Genomic DNA, 15169 nt, shown 5'->3' on the forward strand with positions numbered 1-15169 from the left:
CCTGTACATCCCGCCGGATGCGCTGGAAGTCTTTCTTGACGCCTTCGAAGGCCCGCTCGACCTGCTGCTGTACCTGATCCGCAAACAGAACATCAACATCCTCGACATCCCGGTGGCGGAAATCACCCGCCAATACATGGGCTATGTCGAGTTGATGCAGTCGGTGCGCCTGGAACTCGCTGCTGAGTATCTGGTGATGGCCGCGATGCTCGCCGAGATCAAATCGCGCATGCTCCTGCCGCGCGCCGAAACCATCGAAGACGAAGAAGCTGACCCACGCGCTGAACTGATCCGCCGCTTGCAGGAATACGAGCGTTTCAAGGCTGCCGCCGAAGGCATTGATGGCCTGAGCCGGGTCGGTCGCGATGTCATCGTGCCCAAGCTCGACGCCCCGGAAGCAAGGGCGCGCAAGCTGTTGCCGGATGTCGCGCTGGAAGAGATTTTGATGTGCATGGCCGAAGTATTGCGCCGTGGCGACATGTTTGAAAGCCACCAGGTCAGCCGCGAGGCACTGTCCACTCGCGAGCGCATGAGCGATGTGCTGGAACGGCTCAAGGGCGGCGGTTTTGTGCCGTTCGTCGAGCTGTTTACTGCCGAAGAGGGCAGGCTGGGTGTGGTGGTGACCTTTATGGCGATCCTTGAACTGGTCAAGGAATCCTTGGTCGAGCTGGTGCAGAATGAGCCGTTCGCCGCGATCCACGTGCGAGCCCGAGCCGAATAACGAGTCGAAACATGAACCTGACTGAACCCCGCGAGCTGGCGCCCCTGCTTGAAGCCTTTCTGTTGGCCTCGGGAAAGCCGCAATCCCTTGAGCGCCTGTTTGAGTTATTCGAAGAGGGTGAACGCCCCGAGCCTGCGGTCTTCAAGAAAGCCCTGACCTTGTTGGGCAAGTCCTGCGAGGGCCGCGCGTTCGAGCTGAAGGAAGTCTCCTCTGGCTATCGTTTGCAGATCCGCGAGAAGTTTTCGCCGTGGGTCGGCCGTTTGTGGGAAGAGCGCCCGCAGCGCTATTCCCGCGCCTTGCTGGAGACCATTGCGCTGATCGCCTATCGCCAGCCGATCACCCGTGGCGAGATCGAAGACGTGCGCGGTGTGGCGGTGAACAGCAACATTGTCAAAACCTTGCTGGAACGTGAGTGGATTCGTGTCGTCGGTTACCGCGATGTACCGGGCAAACCGGCGATGTTTGCCACCACCAAGATGTTTCTCGATCACTTCAACCTGAAGAACCTCGAAGACCTGCCGCCGCTGGCCGAACTACGCGAGATGGAAACCGACCCAGTGCTCGATTTCGACGACGCGCCGGTGCCACAGAGTTTGCAGGAGCTGGCCGACGCCAGCGCCGAGCCGGAGGAGGAGAAAGAGGAAACCAGTTTCCACACCTTGCTGTTGGAGCTGGACAGCATGGAGGAGGGGATCAAGACCGACTTCGACGATTTGCTGCGGGATGCGGCTGATGGTGAGGCGCCGACGGTTGAAGCAGAAGTTGAGTCTGAGCCCGAGCCAAAGATCGCCGAGCCAACCATCGAAGTTGAACTCGAAGCTGTGCCCGAAGCCGAACCGGAAGAGGACATTCTTGGCGTCGCTGAGGCCCGCGAGAAATTGTTGGCCGCCGTCGCTGCCCTCGAACAACCCACGCCCGAACCCGAGCTGAGCGAAGAAGAAGCCGAAGCGCGCGCCCTGGCCGAAGCCATCGAAGCCGAACGCCGCGAATTCGAAGACTGAGTGACGCCGAAAAGATCGCAGCCTTCGGCAGCTCCTACAGGGGCCGCATTCCAATGTAGGAGCTGCCGAAGGCTGCGATCTTTTGATCTCTCAAAGGTATCCAAATGAGTTCGACAAAAGACCCGTGCATCAGCCTCTGCAAGTTCAGCGACGACATCTGCCTCGGCTGCGGCCGCAGCAGGCGCGAGATCAAGGCCTGGAAGAAACTCGACAAGGACGACAAGCGCACGGTACTCGCTGAAGCTGCACTGCGCCTGATCAAGCTCGGCGCCGCCGGTCGGCGGAAAAAGAAATAACCTTGGCCTGATCGACTAGTCTCTGATGCGCGACGGCCGACATCCGCGTATGATTCGCGACCCTTCGCCGATCCCTTCGGCCAAGAACCCAGATTTCAATGCTTCATGCGCTCAATTCAGAGTGCCTGAACAGACCACACCGGGAGGTGCCCAGATGAGTGACATCAATCAGAAAGACGACCAGGAAATCGGCCCAGCAGGCGAAAAACTGCAGAAAGTCCTCGCCCGTATCGGCGTCGGCTCGCGCCGTGACGTGGAATCCTGGATCAGCCAGGGCCGGATCAAGGTCAATGGCAAAGACGCCACCCTCGGTCTGCGCGTCGACATGCACGACGCCATCACCATTGATGGCAAGGTGATCAAGCGCGAAGAGGCGGCCGAATCGGTACGCCGCGTGATCATGTACAACAAACCCGATGGCGAGATCTGCACCCGTGACGACCCAGAAGGCCGTCCGACCGTGTTCGACAAGCTGCCGCGTCCGAAAGAAGGTCGCTGGATCAACATCGGTCGTCTCGACATCAACACCACCGGTCTGCTGATGTTCACCACCGACGGTGAACTGGCCAACCGCCTGATGCACCCGTCCTACGAGATGGACCGTGAGTACGCCGTGCGTGTACGCGGTGAAGTCGACGACGAAATGATCGAGCGCCTGAAGGCCGGCGTTGTGCTGGAAGACGGCCCGGCGAAGTTCACCGACATCAAGCAGGCCCCAGGTGGCGAAGGCTTCAACCACTGGTATCACTGCGTGGTGATGGAAGGCCGTAACCGTGAGGTTCGTCGTCTGTGGGAATCGCAAGGTCTGGTGGTGAGCCGTCTGAAGCGCGTGCGTTTCGGTCCGGTGTTCCTCAACTCCGACCTGCCGATGGGCCGCTGGCGCGAAATGAGCCAGTACGAAGTCGACATTCTCAGTGCTGAAGTCGGCCTGACCCCAGTGGCGATGCCGCAACTGAACGCCAAGAGCAAAGACAAGCTTGAGCGTATGCAGCGCAAATCGTCGCGCCCGATGGGCAAGACCGAGCGCGTGCGCACGCTGCGTCCAGCCGCTGGCGCGCCGACCGGCCCACGTCCAAGCCGCGAGCCGCAGATCGAAGGCGAGCGTCCAGGTCGCAAGCCAGTCGCCCGTGACGGCGAGCGCGCTCCGCGTCCGGCCAACGGTCGCACTGAACGTGGCGAGCGTGGTGCGCCTGCCGGTCGTGGTACGCCAGTGGCGGATCGTCCAGCGGACACCACCAACAAGCGTCCGGCCAAGCCTGCGCCGAAGCGTCCGGGAATCAAGCTGGTCGATGGCGATAAGCCGTCGGGCAAGCGTCGTGGTGCACCGGCGGGTTCCGGTCAGCGCCCGGGTTTCGGGCGTCGCAAGCCGGAATAAGGCTGCTGTGAGCTTCTAGCGGCAAGCTTCAGGCTCAAGCAAAAACGCCAACCTCAGGGTTGGCGTTTTTTTTTGTCTGATGAAAGTTATGTGGCGCCGGACAGGGCCTCTTCGCGAGCAAGCCCGCTCCCACAGTTGGAACGCGATCCCCTGTGGGAGCGGGCTTGCTCGCGAAAAGGCCAGTAGCCTCAATAAAGAAAATCCCAGGCTAAAACACAAAGCGTCCATCAAACACCGGCTTGTCATCCAGCGCCAAAACCCCGCCAGAAAAAATCAGATCCAGGTGATGGCTGCCTTTAGCGCCGCCACCCAATCCAAGATGCAACCCGCAATGGCGCTCCTCAAACCCGGCATTGCGCGCATACAAATCCTTCACGCCTTCATTGGTACCGATCCCCAATTCCTCGATCCGCCGGTTCGACGGATTGGCGTCCAGGTATTTGTTGAAATCATGCTCCAGCCCCGGCACCTCGGTGGCGATGCGGCTGATGGTCGAGTTCTCGATCCACAGCTCCAGCGGTGACTCCAGCACGCCATATTTGCGCGCAAACGGAATGGTGCTGAGGAACGTGCCCTTGAACTTGACGTGACCGTTGATGGCTTCGCTGTGCGTGGCGATTTCACCGGGCGCGAGGTCGAAATTGCCGATGCCGTTGATGTCGGTCCATTTCTTGATGCTGCTCAGCGGCGTTTCAAACCATGAGCCTTCATCGTCCTTGAAACTCAGCGTCGTCGCCCGGGACATGCGCTGGATCAAATGGCTGTTCAAGCCGGCAATGCGCTGCGGGGTAACGCTGAAGGTGTCGTAGAAATAGTCGCCGTAATCCTTGAACAGCAGCGATTTCTTCCAGTTTTCCGCCATCACGCCTTGCAGGGCGCGGACGAACTCCGGGCCGTCGGGGCGCGGGTTGGGCAGGGTGGAAGAGTCGTAGAAGAAAATGTACAGATCGCTGTCGGTAATCGCCGAGGTCAGCGCTGCAGTGCTTTCCAGATCCAGGCGTCGAGTGCTGAATTTGAAGCGAGGATGATCGCCAGCCTGTTCGGCGATGGCGCCGGTCAGCGCTTCGTAGTCAGCCGTGTGGCCGAGCAATACCTTCGCCGAGTCGAGGCCGGCAAGGGCAGGGTGATGTTCGAGGTAGTAAAGGAAATGCGAGATCGCGCGGGGCTTATCCATGAGTCCTCCCTGACTGACCGTGAAAAAAACGGCAGGCACGACCGGCCGGATCGTGCCTGCCCGGGATGTCTTACAGAGGCCACATCGCCGTGCCGAACGGCACGACCGCATCGGCTTGCATCATTTCCACAGCGGCTTCATGGGTCGGCGCTTCAAACCATTCGTCCAGCTGCAGTTCGGTATCCAAGTCTTTTTCCAGTGCTTGCATGGTCGATCTCCTAGATGACTTTCACGGTTGTGACTGGCCGGTCGAGGTGTCCGGCGAGACGTGAAGAACCTAGTTCAGAGATTTTTGTAATGCAAAAAATTATTTATTTAATTTTTAAATAAACTTTTTATTCTGTTTTGCAGATTGAAATTTCTCGTTTTAAAACAAAAAACTAAACGGGACTTTTAGTTAGTGAGCTAGCTACCGTCAATTTGCAGACGTCCTACAGACATTTCTAGATTGGCAAGTTTGCGTTACACGTTGTAAGGAAATATTTACGAAAACCGCGCTAAAACGCCATGGATTGATCGGCTCTCGGATGCTGTAAGGAAAAGCTGCCGCAAGCCGTGGGGACGGGGGAGATGCAAGGCTCTGGCGCGCTTGTTTCGAGGGCGTTTGCAGGGTGAGATGCGCCCCATGCCTGTCGTGCAGGTGCATAACAAGAAGGAGGCGCAATGAACGCCGTGACTGATCTCCACCTCTCTCCGTGGGACGGTTTTTTCCTCGTCCACGTCGATGGCCTGCAAAGGCCTGACTCAATTTTTGCAGCCGCCCGGTCCTCTCGTGGCGGACACTCGCAATCCCGGCTACCGCCACGCTGATCCAGCGGGGTCTGGCAGCAGGGGGTTAGCGGTGTACAATGCGCCGCGTTTTAACTGTGACCCTCTGCGTAATCGCGCAAATCTCAAGGCTACCCGCCTTGTTCACTCCGCCGCGTCACAAGCGTGTCGGGTTCGATTTCGTCACAGATAAAAACAAACAGGTGACGCATGACCGTTGTAAATAAGCTGAACTCCTGGTGCCTGCGCTGGGGTTTGATCGGGGCTGCCTGAAATCGCAACCTTGCAGCAACGTCTACTGAACATCATCAAACCTTGCGTGAGACCTTTTTCATGAGTGGACAACCCTCGCAATCAGGCGAGCTGAAACGCGGCCTGAAAAATCGCCACATTCAACTGATCGCCCTCGGTGGCGCGATCGGTACCGGATTGTTCCTCGGCTCGGCCGGGGTGCTGAAATCCGCTGGCCCGTCGATGATCCTCGGCTATGCCATCTGCGGCTTCATCGCCTTCATGATCATGCGCCAGTTGGGTGAAATGATCGTCGAAGAGCCGGTGGCCGGTTCCTTCAGCCATTTCGCGCACAAGTACTGGGGCGGCTTTGCCGGCTTCCTGTCGGGCTGGAACTGCTGGATCCTGTACATTCTGGTGGGCATGTCAGAGCTGACCGCGGTTGGCAAGTACATCCACTACTGGGCGCCGGACATTCCGACCTGGGTCTCGGCTGCCGCCTTCTTCGTGCTGATCAACGCAATCAACCTGGCCAACGTCAAAGTCTTCGGTGAAGCCGAATTCTGGTTCGCGATCATCAAGGTCGTGGCGATTGTCGGCATGATCGCGCTCGGCAGTTATCTGCTGGTCAGCGGCAACGGCGGCCCGCAGGCCTCGGTCAGCAACCTTTGGGCACACGGTGGGTTCTTCCCCAATGGCGTCAGCGGTCTGGTGATGGCCATGGCGATCATCATGTTCTCCTTCGGCGGTCTGGAGATGCTCGGTTTCACCGCTGCTGAGGCCGACAAGCCGAAAACCGTGATCCCGAAAGCGATCAATCAGGTGATCTACCGGATCCTGATTTTCTACATCGGTGCGCTGGTGATCCTGCTGTCGCTGACCCCATGGGACAGCTTGCTGGAAACCCTGAATGCCTCCGGCGATTCGTACAGCGGTAGCCCGTTCGTGCAAGTGTTCTCGATGCTCGGCAGCAACACCGCTGCGCACATTCTGAACTTCGTGGTCCTGACCGCGGCACTGTCGGTGTACAACAGCGGCACCTACTGCAACAGCCGTATGCTGCTGGGTATGGCCGAGCAGGGCGATGCGCCGAAAGGTCTGGCGAAGATCGACAAGCGCGGTGTGCCGGTGCGTTCGATCCTGGCCTCGGCAGCGGTGACGCTGATTGCCGTGCTGCTGAACTACCTGATCCCGCACAGCGCGCTGGAACTGTTGATGTCGCTGGTGGTTGCCACGCTGGTGATCAACTGGGCGATGATCAGCTTCTCGCACTTCAAGTTCCGCCAGCACATGAACAAGACCAAGCAGACGCCGCTGTTCAAGGCGCTGTGGTACCCGTACGGCAACTACATCTGCCTGGCGTTCGTCGCGTTCATTCTCGGCGTGATGCTGCTGATCCCGGGTATCAAGATTTCCGTTTACGCGATTCCGGTGTGGGTCGTGTTCATGTGGGTCTGTTACGTGATCAAGAACAAGCGCAGTGCCCAGACTGCGGTGCCTGCTACCGCGAAGTAACCGCGCGAGCAGAAACGACAAACCCGGCCGAGTGCCGGGTTTGTCATTTCTGCACATTCCCCTGTAGGAGCTGCCGCAGGCTGCGATCTTTTGATCTTTTAACCAGCAAGATCAAAAGATCGCAGCCTGCGGCAGCTCCTACAGGGTTCATGGCGTATCCTGCACGCTCTGAATACGGACGCTTTTCCATGCTGGTGATTTCCAACAACGTGCATCTGCCGGATGCCGAGATCGAATTGACGGCCATCCGCGCCCAGGGCGCCGGTGGGCAGAACGTCAACAAGGTCTCCAGTGCCATGCACCTGCGCTTCGACATTCCGGCCTCGTCCTTGCCCGAGTTCTACAAGGAGCGGCTGCTGGCGCTGCGCGACAGTCGCATCACCAGCGATGGCGTGTTGATCATCAAAGCCCAGCAATATCGCACGCAGGAAGCCAACCGTGCCGATGCGCTGGAGCGTCTGGTCGAGCTGATCCTTAGCGCCACCAAAGTCGAAAAGAAGCGTCGCCCGACCAAACCGACCCTCGGCTCAAAGAAGCGCCGGCTCGAATCGAAGACCAAGCGCGGCAGCATCAAGGCCGGGCGTGGCAAGGTGGATTTCTAGTCTTCCCGGTATTTCGCGCTGTGCTTATACAGATAGACGCTCAACGCCAATCCGCTCAGCGCGGCGATGGCGGCGAAGAGGAAGATCGAGGCAAAACCGAAGCCTGCCGCAATCGCCCCGGCCAATGGCCCGGTGATCCCCAGCGACAAATCGATGAACAGCGAATAGGCGCCGACCGCCGCGCCACGGCTGGAGGCCGGCACCAGGTTCACCGCTTCCACGCCCAGCGCCGGGAACACCAACGAGAAACCGAAACCGCTCAATGCCGCGCCAGCCAAGGCCCAATGCGCGTCCGGTGCCAGCCATAAAAGCAGCAAGCCCAGCGTCTCCACCGACAGACAGACAATCGCCACACGGAAGCCGCCGAGACGGTTGATCAGGTTGCCGAACAGCAGTCGCGCGCCGATGAAGCTGGCGCCGAACAGGCTCAGGCACAGCACCGCGTTGTCCCAATGCTGGGTCGCGTAATACAGGGTGATGAAGGTGGCGATGGTGCCGAAACCGATCGAGCCCAACGCCAGACCGCAGCCGTGCGGGAACACGCGCCCGAGTACGTGCATGAACGGCAGGCGTTCGCCGACGACGATTGGCGCGGCGGTTTTCGGCCAGGCCAGCAGCAAGCCGATAATGGCCAGCAGGATGATGCTGACGCCCATGCTCCACAAACCCAACTGACCGACCAGCCACACGCCAAACGGTGCGCCGATCGCCAGCGCGCCATAGCTGGCAATGCCGTTCCAGGAAATTACCTTGGCGGTGTTTGCCGCGCCGACGCGACCGATGCCCCAGCCAATCGAACCAGAACCGACAAGGCTTTCGGCGCTGCCCAGCACCAGTCGACCGATCAGCAAACTGATCAGACTGAGCATCGGCATGTGCGGTGTCCACGCTGAAATCAACATGAACACGCCACTCAAACCGCAACCGGCGAGGCCGTACATCACTGCCAGTTTGCTGCCCTTGTTATCAATGATCTTGCCGGCGTACGGGCGGCTGAGCAGGGTGGCGAGGTATTGCACGCTGATCACCAGCCCGGCGATGACGGCGCCAAACCCCAGATCGCTGTGGACATAACCCGGCAGCACCGCGAGCGGAATGCCGATGTTCAGGTAACCGATAAAGGTGAAGAGGACGATGGAAACGACTTGCAGCGTGACCGCCAGGGGGCGCTGGGGCTCTGACTTGGAGAACGACATGGGTAACGATCCACGGGAGCGGCAGATTAGATAGGCTGCTCATGATACCGGCGTGGAAGCGTCTGCGGCGGGAAAAGTAAAACTATTTGCCCGCTGACGGCATCAGGTCTTGGTCGGGGCAACCAGCTGTGTGGTGACCAGGGCAGCAAGGGCATTTTCTTCGCTGCCGAAGCGAGCGAGCAGGGCGGCTTGTTTCTCGGGGGAGAGGCGGTTCCAGATCTCGATCATTTTCTCGGTGGCGCCGATCAGTACGGCAGCTTGGTTTTCAGAGAATTCGTCGGTCATGGCGGGGCTCGGGGTCAGGCGGTGTGGAAAGCGCATGTTAGCGCTTTCCACACGGTCTGTACGACGGGGTCTTACTCTTCGTTGTCGGCCGGACGGCTCTCAACGGCTTCTTTCGGTTCGGGCTGCCCCGCACCGGCTTGTTGCGTGGTCGTCTGCTCAGGTTCGTGCAGGCTTGGGAAGGGGAGATTAGGAATCTCGTGCATGGTTGCGCTCCTCGCTAAGTCTGTTGATAGATCTGGTAGATCCGCGCTTTTGGAAAGCCTGCGCAGGATACAGCAGGAAAAATGACAATCAGACTTTTAATTCAAATTAATGCGACAGATGGCCGCAGGGGGCGCAAAAACCTGAGGTGACCACAAAACAAATGTGGGAGCGGGCTTGCTCGCGAATGCGGTGTGTCAGGCAACTTATCTGTCGACTGATACTCCGCTTTCGCGAGCAAGCCCGCTCCCACAGGGGTGTTGCGGTGTTTGAGCTATTTGCTGACGTCAGCGATAGCCTGAGCCAGCAGCGCGAGGCGGGTGGCGTCGATGCCGGCGACGTTCGCCCGGCCCGAGCTGACCATGTACACGCTGTGCTGCTCGCGCAGTTGTTTCACCTGCTCCGGCGACAGCCCGGTATAGGAGAACATCCCGCGCTGCACGCCGATGTGTGCAAAGCGCTCGCGTAAACCATGCGGTTCCAGCGCTTCGACCAAGCCGCTGCGCAATTGCGCAATGCGCAGGCGCATGGCTTCCACTTCATCGGCCCAGCGCGCTTTCAGCTCTGGGTCGGCGAGGATCGTTGCGACCACTGCCGCGCCGTGATCCGGCGGTGTCGACCACAAATTGCGGGCGATGTTGGCCAGTTGGCTGCGGATGTCGATGAGCTTGTCGGCGCTTTTTGCGCAGACGATCAGCGCACCGGTGCGGTCGCGATACAGGCCGAAGTTCTTCGAGCAGGAACTGGTGATCAGCAGCTCAGGCACCTCGGCCGCGAACAAGCGGGTCGACCATGCATCCTGTTCCAGACCATCACCAAAACCCTGATAGGCGAAGTCGATCAGCGGCAGCAGTTTGCGGCTGCGCACCACATCAAGCACGCGCTGCCAGTCGTCATGGTTCAAGTCAAAACCGGTCGGGTTGTGGCAGCACGCGTGCAGCAGCACCACATCGCCTTTCGGCACGTCGTTGAGCACGGCGAGCATGGCTTCGACGTCGAGGCGGTTGTCACTGCCCACGTACGGGTAGTGACTGACCTTGACGCCGGCTGCGGCGAAAATGGTTTCGTGAATCGGCCAGGTCGGGTTGCTCAGCCATACGCCTTTGCCCGGCAGGCACTGGGCGATGAAGTCGGCCGCCAGACGCAGCGCACCGGTACCGCCCGGGGTCTGGGTGGCGCCGGCACGTTGTTCGGCGATCAGTTTCGAGTCGGCGCCAAGCACCAACTCGTTGATGACTTTGCCGAACAGTGGATTACCGTGGCCACCGATGTAGGTCTTGGTGTCCTGACTTTCGACCAGTCGCGCCTCGGCGATTTTCACCGCCTCCGGGATTGGCGTCAGGCCCTGGGCATCCTTGTAGACGCCAACGCCCAAGTCGAATTTGCGCGGGTTGGCGTCCTGCGCATACGCCTCCATCAAACCGAGGATCGGGTCGCCGGGGACCCGGCCGATGGCGTCGAAGTGCATTACTTGCGTCCTTCTGCGGTCTTGGCCACTTCGTCAGTGCGCGCGGCCATGATGAAGTCGTTGCGGTGCAGGCCTTTGATCGAGTGGCTCCACCAGGTCACGGTGACTTTGCCCCACTCGGTCAGCAGGCCCGGGTGATGACCTTCGGCCTCGGAGATTTCGCCGACAGCGTTGGTGAAAGCCAGCGCGTGCTTGAAGTTCTTGAACAGGAAAACTTTCTCCAGCTGCATGATGCTGTCGCGAACTTCGATGTTCCAGTCAGGGATCTGCTTGATCAGGATCGGCAGTTCTTCGTCGCTGACTTGTGGCGCATCGGCGCGGCAGGCTTCGCAGTGGGCTTGGTTCAATGTCGACATGGTCTGTTCCTGAATTCGATTCTTGTTGGAAATTACTATCTTTGCACGCAAGTCGCGAGCGGGTTCTGCTCAGGCCGCTTTCGGCTTGGGCGGAAATTTTGGCGCGTGCAGACCCAGCTGCATGCCTTGTTTGACCATGGCCATGATGTCTTCATGAGCGACGTCGAACAGGCGCTTGAGGTTCGGCAGGACAAAGTACAGCGGTTGCAGGATGTCGATGCGGTACGGCGTGCGCATCGCTTCGAGCGGGTCGAAGGCTTGATGCTCAGGCTCGTCCGACAGCGAATAAACGGTTTCTTTTGGCGAAGACAGAATGCCGCCGCCGTAGATACGTTTGCCTTGCGGGGTGTCGACCAGGCCGAACTCGATGGTCATCCAGTACAGCCGCGCCAGGTACACGCGTTCTTCCTTGGTCGCCTGCAGGCCGAGCTTGCCGTAGGTGTGGGTGAACTCGGCGAACCACGGATTGGTCAGCAGCGGGCAGTGGCCAAAGATCTCGTGGAAAATGTCCGGCTCTTGCAGATAGTCGAGCTCTTCGCGGGAACGAATGAACGTCGCCACCGGGAATTGCTTGCTGGCGAGCAGTTCGAAAAAAGTCTGGAAAGGAATCAGCGCTGGTACACGGGCGACCTGCCAACCGGTGGTCTCGCCGAGCACCTTGTTGATCTCGCCGAGTTGCGGAATGCGGTCGTGGGGCAGACCGAGTTTTTCGATACCGTCCAGGTACTCCTGGCACGCACGCCCTTCGATCACTTTCAACTGGCGAGTGATCAGCGTGTTCCACACCGCGTGTTCTTCGGCGGGGTAGTCGATAAAACCTTGCGCATCGGGCTCGCGGGCCACGTATTGCGTCTGCTTCATACTGCTCTCCTGCTAGGGGAATTCGTTCTTGTTATGTCCAGCGATGGGGTCAGAATTACCTGAGAGTGGGGTGGTGTGCAGTAGCTGGCGACGCGTTCGCGTAGGAAAAATCGGTGGATTTCGTAAACTATTCGTTACGCTTTGACCGGTATCTCGCATTTACGGTGACTGGCAGGTTTGAAAAGCGCTGCGACTGTCACATAATCTTGACAACTATCTGCGCGCCTCGACAGAAACATCTGAACGTGCGCAGCAATTTGGCCCGGCACTTTCCATTGTGGGAGCGGGCTTGCTCGCGAACAGGCCCTGTCAGCCACCTCATAAGTAGCTGCCCTACCGCTTTCGCGAGCAAGCCCGCTCCCACAGGTATGTGCTCGGCACTTACTTTCCTATCGTCGGGGCGTTCCTATGCGCATCAAAGTCCACTGCCAGAACCGCATCGGCATCCTGCGCGACATCCTCAACCTGCTCGTCGAATACGGGATCAACGTCGCCCGTGGCGAGGTTGGTGGTGAGCACGGCAATGCGATCTATCTGCACTGTCCGAACCTGATCAACATCCAGTTCCAGGCGTTGCGGCCGAAGTTCGAGGCGATTGCCGGGGTGTTCGGCGTCAAGCGGGTAGGGCTGATGCCGAGCGAGCGCCGGCACATGGAGTTGAACGCCTTGCTCGGTGCGCTGGAGTTTCCGGTGCTGTCGATCGACATGGGCGGTTCGATCGTCGCGGCCAACCGCGCGGCGGCGCAGTTGCTCGGCGTGCGCGTGGATGAGGTGCCGGGTATTCCGCTGTCGCGTTACGCCGAAGACTTTGATTTGCCGGAGCTGGTGCGCGCCAATAAATCGCGCATCAACGGCATGCGCGTGAAGGTCAAGGGCGACGTGTTTCTCGCCGACATCGCGCCGCTGCAATCCGAACACGATGACAGCGAGGCCATGGCCGGTGCGGTGTTGACCTTGCACCGCGCAGATCGCGTCGGCGAACGTATCTACAACGTGCGCAAGCAAGAGTTGCGTGGCTTCGACAGCATCTTCCAGAGTTCGAAAGTCATGGCCGCTGTCGTGCGCGAAGCAAGGCGCATGGCACCGCTCGATGCGCCGTTATTGATAGAAGGCGAAACCGGTACCGGCAAGGAATTGCTCGCGCGCGCCTGCCACCTCGCCAGCCCGCGTGGGCAGTCGCCGTTGATGGCGCTGAACTGCGCCGGTCTGCCGGAATCGATGGCTGAAACCGAGCTGTTCGGCTACGGCCCGGGCGCCTTTGAAGGCGCGCGTGCGGAAGGCAAACTCGGGCTGCTTGAGTTGACTGCCGGCGGCACGCTGTTCCTCGATGGCGTCGGTGAAATGAGCCCGCGCTTGCAAGTGAAACTGCTGCGCTTTCTCCAGGACGGCTGCTTCCGTCGCGTTGGCAGCGATGAAGAGGTTTACCTCGACGTGCGGGTGATCTGCGCCACCCAGGTCGACTTGTCCGAGCTGTGCGCACGCGGCGAGTTTCGTCAGGATTTGTATCACCGCTTGAACGTGCTTTCGCTGCACATTCCGCCCCTGCGCGAATGCCTCGACGGTTTGACGCCACTGGTTGAGCACTTTCTTGATCAGGCCAGTCGGCAGATCGGTTGCGCATTGCCAAAACTGGCACCGGCAGCGATGGACCGGCTCAGTCATTACCACTGGCCGGGCAATGTGCGGCAGTTGGAGAACGTGCTGTTCCAGGCGGTTTCGCTGTGCGATGGCGGCACGGTCAAGGCCGAGCACATTCGGCTGCCGGATTATGGCGTGCGTCAGCCGCTTGGCGATTTTTCGCTGGAGGGCGGGCTGGACGAGATTGTCGGGCGCTTCGAGAAAGCCGTGCTGGAGCGGTTGTATTCCGAACACCCGAGCAGCCGGCAACTGGGTAAGCGACTGGGGGTTTCGCACACCACAATTGCCAACAAGCTGCGTGAATATGAAGTGGGCAAAGACCCCGAGAGCTAAGTAGAGCTTTTGTTGTGAGCGGGCTGTTGTGGCGAGGGGATTTATCCCCGTTCGGCTGCGCAGCAGTCGCCAAGCCTTTGAATGCGGTCAAGCAGATACACCACATTGAATGGATTTGGGGCGGCTTCGCCACCCAACGGGGATAAATCCCCTCGCCACAGATCATTGTTGGTCGTGATGGCCGGCACTTGCCACTTACCGGCATAACACCGCCGGTTTTTCGACTTCGATACATTTCTCCAATCCTCGCAATCTCCCCCAAGTCCTTTGTTTACCGGGCTTCGCGCCGCCAGAAAAAAGTTGGTCTGCAAATTGCTTATGGCTCAGCAGTACAGCGGTGGGCGGCAAACGTCCGGCATGCAGAGGAAAGAGTGTGGACAAGTACCTTTATGTGGCAATGACCGGTGCCAGCCAGAATGCGCTGGCGCAAAAGGCGCATGCCAACAACCTGGCGAACATCTCCACCAACGGTTTTCAGAAGGACCTGGAACAGGCCCGTTCGATGCCGGTGTTTGGTGACAGCTTTCCGGCGCGTGCGTTTGCCATGAGCGAACGGCCTGCCACTGATTTCTCGCCGGGCTCTCTGGTCGAGACCGGGCGTGACCTCGACGTCGCCGTGACCGGCAACGGTTTCATTGCCGTGCAGAACCCGAACGGTGGCGAAAGCTACGTGCGCACCGGCAGCCTGAATATCGATGCCCTCGGCGTATTGCGCGCCGGCAACGGCATGGCCGTGATGGGCAATGGCGGGCCGATTGCCGTGCCGCCAGAGCAGCAAGTCGAAGTCGGTGAAGACGGCACCATCAGTATTCGGGCGATGGGCGAAGGCCCGCGCGTCATGGCGGAAGTCGACCGGATCAAACTGGTCAATCCGGACATCAAGAACATGAACAAGGGCCTCGACGGCTCGATCTACACCAAGGATGGCCAGCCTGCGCCGGCCGATGCCAACGTCAAACTGGTGTCGGGCTTCCTTGAGTCGAGCAACGTCAACGCCGTCGAAGAGATGACCTCGGTGCTGGCTTTGGCCAAGCAGTTCGAGTTGCACATCAAAATGATGAACACCGCCAAAGACGACGACCAGGCCATGGCTCGGGTCTTGCAGATCAGCTAATTATCAGAACGTCGCGCCGTAAAACAGGCGCACG

16 protein-coding genes are annotated in these 15169 nt (G+C 59.5%); 8 read left to right on the forward strand and 8 right to left on the reverse strand.

Translation table 11 applies throughout. The annotated features are described in order from the left end of the window. Positions 1 to 22: 22 nt before the first annotated feature. The 4 genes from C2E19_RS09090 to rluB all read left to right on the forward strand — a co-directional run bounded on the left by C2E19_RS09090 (position 23) and on the right by rluB (position 3393). Positions 23 to 721 carry a ScpA family protein gene (locus C2E19_RS09090; protein ID WP_174823967.1) on the forward strand — a complete coding sequence of 233 codons (699 nt, stop codon included), beginning with the start codon at positions 23 to 25 and terminating at the stop codon, positions 719 to 721. A gap of 11 nt (positions 722 to 732) precedes the next feature. Further along, positions 733 to 1722 carry an SMC-Scp complex subunit ScpB gene (scpB, locus tag C2E19_RS09095; protein ID WP_129390799.1) on the forward strand — a complete coding sequence of 330 codons (990 nt, stop codon included), beginning with the start codon at positions 733 to 735 and terminating at the stop codon, positions 1720 to 1722. A 104-nt stretch (positions 1723 to 1826) separates the two neighbouring features. Next, positions 1827 to 2018 carry a DUF1289 domain-containing protein gene (locus tag C2E19_RS09100; RefSeq protein ID WP_129390802.1) on the forward strand — a complete coding sequence of 64 codons (192 nt, stop codon included), beginning with the start codon at positions 1827 to 1829 and terminating at the stop codon, positions 2016 to 2018. A 154-nt stretch (positions 2019 to 2172) separates the two neighbouring features. Continuing rightward, positions 2173 to 3393: a 23S rRNA pseudouridine(2605) synthase RluB gene (gene rluB, locus C2E19_RS09105; protein WP_129390805.1), complete on the forward strand. Its 1221-nt coding sequence runs from the start codon at positions 2173 to 2175 to the stop codon at positions 3391 to 3393. Positions 3394 to 3601: 208 nt separating this feature from the next. Here rluB and C2E19_RS09110 read toward each other — a convergent pair whose 3' ends face one another. Then, positions 3602 to 4567, reverse strand: coding sequence for a leucyl aminopeptidase (locus C2E19_RS09110; RefSeq protein WP_129390808.1), 966 nt, complete (start codon positions 4565 to 4567; stop codon positions 3602 to 3604). 70 nt (positions 4568 to 4637) lie between these two features. After that, positions 4638 to 4775, reverse strand: a complete 138-nt coding sequence (locus tag C2E19_RS28945) for a hypothetical protein (RefSeq protein WP_003222780.1) — start codon at positions 4773 to 4775, stop codon at positions 4638 to 4640. A gap of 893 nt (positions 4776 to 5668) precedes the next feature. On the opposite strand from C2E19_RS28945, the gene C2E19_RS09115 reads away from it, so the two are divergent. Further along, positions 5669 to 7081, forward strand: coding sequence for an amino acid permease (locus C2E19_RS09115; RefSeq protein WP_129390811.1), 1413 nt, complete (start codon positions 5669 to 5671; stop codon positions 7079 to 7081). 188 nt (positions 7082 to 7269) lie between these two features. Next, positions 7270 to 7683, forward strand: a complete 414-nt coding sequence (gene arfB / locus C2E19_RS09120) for an alternative ribosome rescue aminoacyl-tRNA hydrolase ArfB (RefSeq protein WP_007920134.1) — start codon at positions 7270 to 7272, stop codon at positions 7681 to 7683. On the opposite strand, the gene C2E19_RS09125 is transcribed toward arfB, so the two are convergent. From C2E19_RS09125 to phhA, 6 genes are all read right to left on the reverse strand, one after another. Next, positions 7680 to 8879 carry an MFS transporter gene (locus tag C2E19_RS09125; RefSeq protein ID WP_129390814.1) on the reverse strand — a complete coding sequence of 400 codons (1200 nt, stop codon included), beginning with the start codon at positions 8877 to 8879 and terminating at the stop codon, positions 7680 to 7682. The genes arfB and C2E19_RS09125 overlap by 4 nt on opposite strands. Before the next feature lie 102 nt (positions 8880 to 8981). After that, positions 8982 to 9164, reverse strand: a complete 183-nt coding sequence (locus C2E19_RS09130) for a hypothetical protein (protein WP_129390817.1) — start codon at positions 9162 to 9164, stop codon at positions 8982 to 8984. Positions 9165 to 9235: 71 nt separating this feature from the next. Beyond that, positions 9236 to 9367 carry a hypothetical protein gene (locus C2E19_RS29145; RefSeq protein WP_256661294.1) on the reverse strand — a complete coding sequence of 44 codons (132 nt, stop codon included), beginning with the start codon at positions 9365 to 9367 and terminating at the stop codon, positions 9236 to 9238. Positions 9368 to 9639: 272 nt separating this feature from the next. After that, positions 9640 to 10833 carry an amino acid aminotransferase gene (locus C2E19_RS09140; RefSeq protein ID WP_129390820.1) on the reverse strand — a complete coding sequence of 398 codons (1194 nt, stop codon included), beginning with the start codon at positions 10831 to 10833 and terminating at the stop codon, positions 9640 to 9642. Further along, positions 10833 to 11189, reverse strand: coding sequence for a 4a-hydroxytetrahydrobiopterin dehydratase (locus tag C2E19_RS09145; protein ID WP_003222798.1), 357 nt, complete (start codon positions 11187 to 11189; stop codon positions 10833 to 10835). Before C2E19_RS09145 ends, C2E19_RS09140 begins: the two co-directional genes overlap by 1 nt. A gap of 69 nt (positions 11190 to 11258) precedes the next feature. Beyond that, positions 11259 to 12050, reverse strand: a complete 792-nt coding sequence (gene phhA, locus C2E19_RS09150) for a phenylalanine 4-monooxygenase (RefSeq protein WP_129390823.1) — start codon at positions 12048 to 12050, stop codon at positions 11259 to 11261. A gap of 408 nt (positions 12051 to 12458) precedes the next feature. On the opposite strand from phhA, the gene C2E19_RS09155 reads away from it, so the two are divergent. Further along, positions 12459 to 14021, forward strand: a complete 1563-nt coding sequence (locus C2E19_RS09155) for a sigma-54-dependent transcriptional regulator (protein WP_129390825.1) — start codon at positions 12459 to 12461, stop codon at positions 14019 to 14021. 373 nt (positions 14022 to 14394) lie between these two features. Next, positions 14395 to 15135 carry a flagellar basal body rod protein FlgF gene (locus tag C2E19_RS09160; protein WP_064390829.1) on the forward strand — a complete coding sequence of 247 codons (741 nt, stop codon included), beginning with the start codon at positions 14395 to 14397 and terminating at the stop codon, positions 15133 to 15135. Positions 15136 to 15169 lie beyond the last annotated feature (34 nt).

The sequence above is a fragment of the Pseudomonas sp. DTU12.3 genome (assembly GCF_004124275.1).
In the GTDB taxonomy this organism is placed as follows: Bacteria; Pseudomonadota; Gammaproteobacteria; order Pseudomonadales; family Pseudomonadaceae; genus Aquipseudomonas; species Aquipseudomonas helmanticensis.

Bases quoted from the DNA above. Each gene is read 5' to 3' on its own strand.
- phhA (WP_129390823.1), bottom strand. From the start codon at position 12,050: ATGAAGCAGACGCAATACGTGGCCCGCGAGCCCGATGCGCAAGGTTTT.
- scpB (WP_129390799.1), top strand. From the start codon at position 733: ATGAACCTGACTGAACCCCGCGAGCTGGCGCCCCTGCTTGAAGCCTTT.
- C2E19_RS09140 (WP_129390820.1), bottom strand. From the start codon at position 10,833: ATGCACTTCGACGCCATCGGCCGGGTCCCCGGCGACCCGATCCTCGGT.
- C2E19_RS09155 (WP_129390825.1), top strand. From the start codon at position 12,459: ATGCGCATCAAAGTCCACTGCCAGAACCGCATCGGCATCCTGCGCGAC.
- rluB (WP_129390805.1), top strand. From the start codon at position 2,173: ATGAGTGACATCAATCAGAAAGACGACCAGGAAATCGGCCCAGCAGGC.
- C2E19_RS09145 (WP_003222798.1), bottom strand. From the start codon at position 11,189: ATGTCGACATTGAACCAAGCCCACTGCGAAGCCTGCCGCGCCGATGCG.
- C2E19_RS28945 (WP_003222780.1), bottom strand. From the start codon at position 4,775: ATGCAAGCACTGGAAAAAGACTTGGATACCGAACTGCAGCTGGACGAA.
- C2E19_RS09115 (WP_129390811.1), top strand. From the start codon at position 5,669: ATGAGTGGACAACCCTCGCAATCAGGCGAGCTGAAACGCGGCCTGAAA.
- C2E19_RS09110 (WP_129390808.1), bottom strand. From the start codon at position 4,567: ATGGATAAGCCCCGCGCGATCTCGCATTTCCTTTACTACCTCGAACAT.
- arfB (WP_007920134.1), top strand. From the start codon at position 7,270: ATGCTGGTGATTTCCAACAACGTGCATCTGCCGGATGCCGAGATCGAA.
- C2E19_RS29145 (WP_256661294.1), bottom strand. From the start codon at position 9,367: ATGCACGAGATTCCTAATCTCCCCTTCCCAAGCCTGCACGAACCTGAG.
- C2E19_RS09125 (WP_129390814.1), bottom strand. From the start codon at position 8,879: ATGTCGTTCTCCAAGTCAGAGCCCCAGCGCCCCCTGGCGGTCACGCTG.
- C2E19_RS09130 (WP_129390817.1), bottom strand. From the start codon at position 9,164: ATGACCGACGAATTCTCTGAAAACCAAGCTGCCGTACTGATCGGCGCC.
- C2E19_RS09100 (WP_129390802.1), top strand. From the start codon at position 1,827: ATGAGTTCGACAAAAGACCCGTGCATCAGCCTCTGCAAGTTCAGCGAC.